This window comes from Streptomyces sp. NPDC041200, assembly GCF_055591805.1.
This window is the reverse complement of record NZ_JBVIZF010000092.1, coordinates 1-9,581: the sequence shown is the minus strand read 5'-3', so window position 1 is coordinate 9,581 and position 9,581 is coordinate 1. Positions and strand designations below refer to the sequence as shown.

The window sequence follows — 9,581 nt, the reverse complement described above, 5'->3', positions numbered from 1 at the left end:
GAGGGTGTCACCGACGCCTACCCGCTCACCCAGAACCAGACCGGCATGCTGGTGGAAATGCTCTCCAGCGACGGTCCTCACAAGTACCACCTGGTGAACTCCGTCAGAGTCCGGGACAGCCGCCCCTTCTCCACCGAAGCGCTCCAGCGCGCGGTCGACACACTGGTCGCCCGGCACGAAGCGCTTCGTACGTCGGTGGACCTCGAGACGTACTCGGTGCCCATGCAGCTGGTCCACGCCGAAGTGCGGCTTCCCGTCCAGGTGTCGCAGCTCGATCCGATGAGTGAGGACCAACAGTCCCAGTTCCTCCGTGACTTCGTTCAGGCCGAAAGCGAAAGCCTGTGCGCTCACGACAGCGCGCCGATGATGCGGATCACCGTGCACCGGTGTGCCGACGGCAGCGCGCAATTCACCATCGCCCAGTCCCACGTCATCCTGGAGGGCTGGAGCTTTCACGCACTGCTCGGCGAACTGCTGGACATGTACGAGACCTATCGCGACGGCGGTACCCCGGAGCCGTCCGAGGCGCCGCAGGTCCGGTTCGCCGATGTGCTCGCCGCGGAGCTGAACGCTCTGGACTCGGCGGACGCCAGGGCGTTCTGGAACGGCGTCGTGGGCCCGCGCGAGAGGTTCGAGCTTCCCGCCGGATGGGGCAGCGGACCGGACGTGCCGTACGAGACCTACAGCCTCCGCGTCCACTTCGCCGATCTCGAAGCGGACCTGCGGGCGCTCGCGACAGCGGCCGCGGTGCCGATCAAGAGCGTCCTGCTGGCCGCGTTCGTCAAGTCGATGAGCATGTTCAGCGACAGCCCCGCCTTCTACGTCGGCCTGACGACCCATGTCCGGCTGGAGGCCGTCGGCGCGGAGCGGGTGCACGGAATGCATCTGAACACCCTGCCGTTCCCCTTCGACCGCTCGGCCCGCACCTGGCGGGAGCTGGTACGTCAGGTCTTCGACCGCGAGGTCGAGGCATGGCCGCACCGGCACTACCCCATGCAGGCCATCCAGCGCGACCTGGCGGACGGACAGCGGCTGCTCGACGTGTACTTCAGCTACCAGGACTTCGAACCGATCGACAAGAGCGGTTCGATCGACCCGGCGGAGAGCTACGGGTACAGCACCAACGAGTTCCCCTTCTCCGTCGCCACGGGTCCCGGCCATCTGAGCCTGCGGACCAACACCCACGCGGTGAGCAGGACCAACGCCGCCCGCATGGCCGAGGTCTTCCGCGCCGTACTGGAGGCGATGGCCGCGGACCGTGACGGTGACGCGACCCGGGCCCGGCTGCCGCGCGAGGAACACCGGCGGCTCATGGCCGGGAGCGTGCCCGGCCCCGCGCGATCCGGACACCAGGCGCCCGCCTCGACCGTGTACGAGCTGTTCGAAGAGCAGGTGGCACGGACACCTGACGCGACGGCGGTGAGCGGCGCCAGTGGGCGGATGTCGTACGCGGAGCTGGACGCGCAGGCCAATAGGCTGGCGCACCACCTGCGCCACCTCGGCGCGGGAGAGGAATCCGTCGTCGGTGTGCTGCTGGACCGGGACACCGACCTGATCGTGTCCCTGCTCGCGATCTGGAAGGCGGGCGCGGCGTACCTCCCGATCGATTCCTCGTATCCGGACGCGCGGGTGGCGTACATGCTCGCGGACTCCGGCGCGGAAACCGTGCTGGCCGGCTCCGGCTACGTGGACCGGCTCCAGGGCTTCTTCGGCGGCGGACTCGTGGTCCTGGACCGCGAGAGGGACGCCCTCACCGGCAGGCCCGCGTCCGCTCCGCTGCCCCGCGCGGCGGACCCCCGCAACCTGGCGTACGTCATCTACACCTCCGGATCGACCGGACGGCCCAAGGGCGTGCAGGTACCGCACAGTGGCCTGGTGAACCATGTGCGCTGGGCGGCGGACGAGCTGGCGTCCCGGGGCACGGGAGGCGCGCCGGTGTTCTCGTCGGTGGCGTTCGACCTCGTCGTGCCGAACCTGTGGGCGCCGTTGCTCGTCGGTCAGCCGGTGCGTCTGCTTCCCGCCGCGCTGGACTTGGGCGAGCTGGGCAGTCTGCTGTCGGCCGCCGGTCCGTTCAGCTTCATCAAGCTGACTCCGGCGCATCTGGAGATACTGACCGGTCAGCTGTCGGCGGCGCAGGCGAGCACGCTGGCCAAGGTGCTGGTGGTGGCCGGTGAGCCGCTCACCCGGCGCGTGGTCGACGCGTGGCGGGAGCTGGCTCCGTCCGTGGACGTGATCAATGAGTACGGGCCGACGGAGGCATCGGTCGGCACCTCCATCCACCCCGTCGCCGGGGAGCTGCTGACCGACGTGGTGCCCATCGGGCGACCGCTGCCGAACATGACGATGCATGTGCTGGACGAGTGGATGGAGCCGGTGCCCACGGGCGTACCCGGTGAGCTGTACGTCGGTGGGGCGGGGGTCGCGCGTGGCTACGCGGGGAACCCAGGGCTGACGGCCGGGCGGTTCGTGCCGGACCCGTACGACCCGTCGGGGGGCCGCCTGTACCGGACCGGCGACCGGGTGCGGGCACTGCCCGGTGGAGCCGTCGACTTCCTCGGCCGGATCGACGACCAGGTCAAGATCCGTGGCTACCGGATCGAGCCCGGGGAGATCCGTGCGGTGCTGGCGGCCCACCCGCGGATCCGGGAGGCCTTCGTCGTGGCGGACGAACCCTCCCCCGGGGATGTGCGGCTGGTCGCGTACGTCGTTGCCGGGGAGGGGAACGACGGGCTTCCGGACGCGGAGTTGCGGGAGCACTGCGCGGCCGATCTGCCTGCCTACATGGTGCCCTCCGCGTTCGTATGGCTGGACGGCATACCGCTCAACGCCAACGGCAAGGTGGACCGTGGGGCGCTGCCCGCCCCGGAACTGGCGTCGCCCTCCGAGAGCGCGTACGTGGCGCCGGACACGGCCACGGAACGGGTGCTCGCGGACATCTGGTCCGACGTACTCGGCAGGGAGCGGACCGGGGTCGAGGACAGCTTCTTCGACCTGGGCGGGCATTCGATCCTGGTGATCCAAGTGGTCGCCCGGGCCCGCCAGGCGGGACTGCCGCTCACGCTGTTCATGGTGTACCAGCACGAGACCCTCGGCGCGCTGGCGGCCGCGCTCGACGCGGAGGCCGCAGCGGAAGCGGAAGCCGCGACGAAGGCCGCGACGAAGGCCGCGACGAAGGTGGCGACAAAGACGGCGGCGGGGGCCAGTCAGCCGGACGCGTCGATACCCGACCTGACGGCCGCGATGAAGGAGGGCCGGGTACCGGGCGTGAGCGTGGCGATGGTCGGCGGCGGTGAACTGCTGGCCGCCGAGGCCTTCGGGGTCGTGGCCGACGGCGGAGCCGACCTGGTCACCCCGCGGACACTGTTCCAGGCGGGTTCGATGAGCAAGCATGTCACCGCCTTCGGCGCGCTGCGTCTGGTGGACTCCGGGGTCCTCAGCCTCGACGAGGACGTCAACCGCTATCTCACGACGTGGCGGGTGCCGGGCGGGGCGTCGGCCCGGCCGGTCACCCTGCGCCATCTGCTCGGCCACTTCTCCGGTCTCTCCTCACACCAGGGCAAGGGCTACCGGCCCCCCTCGGTGCCTTCCGCACTCGACATGCTGAACGGGCGTGAGCCGGCGGCCAATCCGCCGGTGAGACGGGAACACACACCGGGCACGGTGTTCCGCAAGGCCAACGTGAACTACACCGTGCTGCAGCAGGTGATGTCCGATGCCACCGGTGAGCCGTTCGCCGAGCTGATGCGCACCCTGGTGCTGGAGCCGCTGGGCATGGCAGACAGCAGCTTCGACCAGACCTTCCCGGACACCTCCGGACGGCGGGTCGCCCTCGGCCACGACGAGGACGGCGCCCCGCTGGACGGCGGCTGGCTGATCCGCCCGGACATGGCCGCGGCCGGGCTGTGGACCACCGCCGTCGACATGGCCAAGCTGGCGCTGGAAGTACGGCGTTCCTGGTTCGGCAGACCGCTGGCCCTGCTGTCCCAGGAAGGCGCCCGGCACATGCTGACGCCGCACGCGGACAGTTCGTACGGTCTGGGGACCGTGGTCGACGGTACGGACGGGGAACAGCGCTTCGGCCACGGTGGGCAGCCCGTGGGATACCAGGGGCTGAGCCTGGTCGGACTTCACTCCGGGACCGGCTGGGTCGTGCTGACCAACGGAGCGGGCGGAGAACGTGTGGTGCGTGCCCTCGGTACCGTCGACTGGAGGAAGTAGGCATGGAACGCCGCATCAGGAGCCTGATCTCGCTCGACGATCTGACGGACGGGGAAGTGCGTGCGGTGGTCGACGCTGGCGTGCGCCACGCGGCGGGCGAGGCCCCGCGCCCGGCCCCGCTGACCGGCGACGTCGTGGGCATCTACTTCCGCATCACGTCCACCCGCACCCGGACGGCCTTCTCCTCGGGCGCGTTGCGGCTCGGGGCGCAGATCATCGCCTACGGTCCGCACGACCTGCAGACCAACACGGGCGAGACCGCCGGGGACACCGGCAGGGTCTTCTCCGGGATGCTGGACGTGGTCGTGGCCAGGACAGGCGGCGACACGGCGGAACTGCGCGGCTGGGCGGCGGACAACCGCATGTCCGTGGTGAACGCCATGAGCGCTGCCGAGCATCCGACCCAGGCCCTCACCGACCTGACCACCCTGCAGCGCCGGTTCGGGAGCATCGAGGGGCTGCGGGTGCTCTACGTCGGCGAGGGCAACAACACGGCCGGGGCCCTGGCCCTCGCACTGGCCCGGTACCCCGGCACGGAGCTGGACCTGAGGACGCCGCCGGGCTACGGACTCGCGGAGGACATCGCGCGATCCGCGGCCCGGCACGCCGACCGGTGTTCCGCGACGCTGGACGAGCGCCACGACATGGACGGGCTGCGGGGCGGCTACGACGTCATCTACACCACTCGGTGGCGTACCACCGGCACCAGCAAGCCGGACGCCGACTGGCAGCGGATCTTCGCCCCCTTCCGGGTGACCCGGGAACTCTGGAAGGACAGCCCCGAGGCGGTCTTCATGCACGACTTACCCGCCCACCGGGGCGAGGAGGTCACCGCCGAGGTCCTGGACGGACCGGCGAGCATCGCGTTCGAACAGGCGGAAACCAAGATGCACAGCGCCATGGCGGTGCTGGAGTGGTGCCGGACGAGCGCCGTCGACGCCTCCGGGCCGTCTGCATGACCCTGGTCGAGGAATCCGCCTCGGAGAACGACAGGAGCCCCTCGGCACCCCTGCGCAAGAACCGCGACTTCCTTCTGTTGTGGACCGGCGCGGGGCTGTCCATGCTCGGCTACCGGATGAGCACGGTCACGTATCCCTTGCTGACCGTGTGGTACTTCGGCTCGACGGTCGGCGCGGGACTCGTGGGTTTCGCATCGCTGCTGCCCATGCTGGTCGTCCAGTTGCCGGCCGGTCTGCTCGTGGACCGCTACGACCGGCGCCGAGTGATGATCGCCTGCGATGTGCTCGGCTGTCTGGCCATGGTGAGTCTCGTCGTGGCCCTCGCCTTCGGCCGGTTGTGGCTGGCCCATGTGATGGCGGTCGCGTTCATCGAGAGCGGCGCGGCGATCGTCTACCGGCTCGCGGAGCGGGCCGCCGTGCGCAACGTGGTGCATCCGGGGCACCTGTCGGCCGCGCTGTCGCAGAACGAGGCCCGCGGCCAGGCCGCCGGACTCATCGGCCAGCCCGCCGGAAGCTCTCTCTTCGTCTGGTTGCGCTGGGGGCCTTTCCTCGCGACGGCCATCGGACACGTGCTGTCCCTGGTGGGACTGCTCCTCATCAAGAGTGACTTCCGGAGCGTGCCACCCGGCCCGAGAAAGCGGCTGCGCGCCGAGCTGGCCGAGGGGATCGCCTGGCTGAGGGGGCAGCGGCTGCTCCGTACGGCCGTCTTCCTGGTCGCCGGAAGCAACCTGCTGTTCCAGGTGGTCAACCTGGCGGTGGTGGTGACGATCAAGGAGGACGGCGGATCACCGGCCGCCATCGGTGTGATCGGCACGGTCTCCGGGATCGGCGGAGTCTGCGGAGCCCTCGTCGCGTCCGTCCTGAACAGGCGGTTGACACCGACCATCATCGTGATCGGCGCTTTCAGCCTGTGGGCCCTGCTGACGCCGCAACTGGCGCTCACCGCCAATCTCTTCGCGCTCGGCGGGCTGCTGGCGGGCATCACCTTCGTCGGCGCCGCGATGAACGTCTCGGCGAGTGTCTATCAGGTGCGGATCACCCCGGACGGAATGCAGGGCCGCGTCACCAGTGTCGCCATGCTCGTCTCCTCGGGCGCCAACTCCATCGGAGCGATGGCCGCGGGCTTTCTGCTCGATGCCTTCGGGCCGCGCGGCACCCTCCTCGGAGTGGGCGCGGCCATGCTCGTCATCGCGCTCCTGGCGGCCCTGAGCCCCGCCATCAGGAGCGCCAATGACGCCCCGCTCCTGCCTCCGGAGAGACCCGGGCCGGACGACACCGCACAGGACACATCAGGGACCACAACCTAGCCTGCGATGGGGATGAGATGGCCGACACAGATCAGAACATGTCGCAGCGTGACGAGGTGCGTGCGCGGATCCTTCAGCGCCGGCTGGCCGGCTCGCGGAAGGGCCACGGCGCCGGAATCCACCGCGTGGACCGGTCCGGGCCGCTGGAGCTGTCTTCCGGACAGCAGCAGATGTGGTTCCTGAACCAGTTCGCGCCGGACAGCCCCGAGTACCTGGTGCCGATGGGGCTGCGCATGCGCGGCACCCTGCGCGTCGACGCGCTGCTGCGCGCCTGGGCGCAGGTGCTCTCCCGGCATGAGGTCCTGAGGACGCGCTACCGAATGGAGGGCGACCGCCCCGTACAGGTGATCCATCCCGACGGGCCCGTGGACCTTCCGCTGGAGGACCTGTCGGGGCTTTCGGCCCCGGCGCGAGAGGAGGAGGTGGTCCGGCAGTTCAGGCGCGATGCCTCGGCGCCCATGAACCTGGAGCGGGACTGGCCCATCCGCGGACGGCTCCTGCGCTGCGCCCCGGATGACCACGTCCTGATCCTCGTCGCCCACCACATCGCCTGCGATGCCTGGTCGACCCGGTTGTTCGCGGACGAGATGGGGGCCCTCTACCGCGCCTGCGTACAGGACGAGCCGGTGGAACTGGCGCCGTTGCCGGTGCAGTACGCGGACTACGCGGCCTGGGAGCAGCAGCGCGTCAGGGGTTCCGCCACGCGACGGCAGGTGGCCTACTGGCAGAACCAGCTGGCGGACCTGCCCATCCTGGACCTTCCGGCCGACCGGCAGCGCCCGCCGGTACGCGATCCCGGCGGCGCCTCGGTGGTCCTGGCGCTGCCGGGGGACGTCGCCGACGGCGTCCGGACACTGGCACGGGAGCACGACACCACCCCGTTCGTCGTGCTCCTGGCCGCCTTCCAGGCCCTCCTCGGCCGCTACACCGGTGGCCGGGACATCCCGGTCGGGACGGTGGTGTCGGACCGCACCCGGCCCGAGCTGCAGCGGCTCATCGGATACGGGATCAACAGCCTGGTCCTGCGCGGCAGATGGAGTGGCGACCCGTCCTTCGGCGCTCTGCTCGACGGTGCCCGGCAGACCGTGCTGGACGCCTTTGACCACCAGATACCGTTCCCGCTGCTGGTCGCGGAGCTGGATCCGGACCGGGATCTGTCGCGGTCGCCGCTGTTCCAGGTGATGTTCATGATGCGCGACGAGCCGATCACCGACTACCAGCTGCCCGGTGTGCGGATGGAAGCGGTGGAAACCCCGGCGCCGCAGGCCAGGTACGACCTCGGGCTGATGGTGGAAGAAGCGGCGGACGGCGCGCTGACCGCGCGGCTGGAGTACGCCACCTCGCTCTTCGACCGGGCCACCGCCGAACACCTGGTGCGGTACTACTCCCGGCTCCTCGGCCACGCGGTGGCCGTCCCCGGGGTGTCCCTGTCCCGTCTGGCGCTCCTCGGCGACGAGGAGCGCGCCGCGCTCACCGCGGCGCCGCCCGGCACGGGCGAGGCCCCGGACGGCGGCCGGTGCGTGCACCACATCTTCGAGGAGCAGGCCGCCCGTACCCCGGACGCGGTGGCCGTGGTCGCTTCTGGCATCGAACTGACGTTCGCCGACCTCAACGCACGCGCCAACCGCATCGCGCACCGCTTGCGCGCGATGGGCGTAGGGCCCGAGACCCTGGTCGGCGTCAGCCTGAAGCGCGACAGCGAAATCCTTCCCGCCCTGCTGGGGGTGATGAAGGCCGGCGGGGCCTACGTTCCGCTCGACCCCTCCGTTCCGGACCAGCGGCTGGCTCGCGTCGCGGGGGAGGCGGCGGTCCGGGTGGTCGTGACCGAGTCGGCCGTCGCACCGCGGCTGGCGCGGAACACCTCGGCCGGGCTGGTGGTCCTGGACGAGGAACGGGACACCCTCGACACGCTTCCCGCGACGAACCCGCGGTCGGTGAGCGGCCCGGACAACCTCATCTATGTGATCTATACGTCGGGATCGACCGGACAGCCCAAGGGAGTCGCCCTCACCCACTCCAATGTCCGCCGCCTGCTGGCTGCCGCCCGCCGGTCCCTGGCCTTCGACGAGACCGACGTCTGGTCGATGTCCCACTCCTACGCCTTCGACGTCTCCGTGTTCGAGATGTGGGGCGCCCTGCTCCACGGGGGACGCCTGGTGGTGGCCGGGCGGGAGACCACCCGCTCGCCGGAGGAGTTCATCGACTTCCTCGCCGAGCACCGGGTCACCGTCCTCAGCCAGACCCCCTCGGCCTTCCGCGGCCTGGTCGCCGCCTCCGAAGTGTCCGACGGGCGGCTCGACCAGCTGCCCCTGCGCACTGTGATCTTCGCGGGTGAGCGGCTGGACGTCCCCGCGCTCGCGCCCTGGACCCGCCGGATGGGTCTGGAGCGTCCGCGCCTGGTGAACATGTACGGCATCACCGAGACCACCGTCCACGCGACCTGCCACCGGATCACGGAGGCGGACCTGAGCCCGGTGGCGGGCAACCCCATCGGCACGCCCCTGGACGATCTCACCATCCATCTGCTGGGCGCTGACGGCCTGCCGGTACCGGTCGGAGCGCGAGGAGAGATCTACGTCGGAGGCGCCGGACTGGCGCGCGGCTATCTCCACCGGCCCGCGCTGACGGCGGAGCGGTTCGTACCGGACCCCTTCGGCCCGCCCGGCGGACGGCTCTACCGCAGTGGCGACCTCGCGCGGAGACTCCCCGACGGACGGCTCCAGTTCCTCGGCCGGGCCGACGACCAGGTGAAGGTCCGCGGCTACCGGATCGAGCCGGGCGAGGTCGGCGCGGTACTGGCCGAGCACCCGGGAGTGCGTGAGGCGGTGGTGGTCGCCGACGCGACTCCCTCAGGTGACCAGCGCCTGACCGCGTACGCCGTGCTCCGCTCCGGCACCGCGCTGCCCGAGCGGGACCTGGCGGCCCACTGCGCCGCCCGGCTCCCCGAGTACATGGTGCCGGCGGGGTTCGTGGTGTTGGAGTCGATTCCGTTGACGGCTAACGGGAAGGTGGATCGTGCGGCGTTGCCGGTTCCGGACCGGGTGGCGTTGGTGGGGGAGCGGGAGTTTGTGGGGCCGCGGTCGGTGGCTGAGGCGCG

General features: G+C 70.7%; 4 protein-coding genes. All 4 read left to right on the top strand.

The genetic code is table 11. From position 1 onward, the window contains the following. The coding region (locus tag ACZ6CL_RS42490) for a non-ribosomal peptide synthetase (RefSeq protein ID WP_468946836.1) at positions 1 to 4,218 on the top strand (4,218 nt) is incomplete at its 5' end. Between the two features lie 2 nt (positions 4,219 to 4,220). Continuing rightward, a complete protein-coding gene (locus ACZ6CL_RS42485; RefSeq protein WP_468946834.1) occupies positions 4,221 to 5,177 on the top strand; it encodes an ornithine carbamoyltransferase in 957 nt (318 codons plus the stop codon). Then, positions 5,174 to 6,484, top strand: coding sequence for an MFS transporter (locus ACZ6CL_RS42480; RefSeq protein WP_468946832.1), 1,311 nt, complete (start codon positions 5,174 to 5,176; stop codon positions 6,482 to 6,484). The genes ACZ6CL_RS42485 and ACZ6CL_RS42480 overlap by 4 nt, the downstream gene beginning before the upstream one ends. Before the next feature lie 17 nt (positions 6,485 to 6,501). Next, on the top strand, positions 6,502 to 9,581 hold a 3,080-nt coding region (locus ACZ6CL_RS42475), incomplete at its 3' end, for an amino acid adenylation domain-containing protein (protein ID WP_468946831.1).

Bases quoted from the DNA above. Each gene is read 5' to 3' on its own strand.
- ACZ6CL_RS42480 (WP_468946832.1), top strand. From the start codon at position 5,174: ATGACCCTGGTCGAGGAATCCGCCTCGGAGAACGACAGGAGCCCCTCG.
- ACZ6CL_RS42485 (WP_468946834.1), top strand. From the start codon at position 4,221: ATGGAACGCCGCATCAGGAGCCTGATCTCGCTCGACGATCTGACGGAC.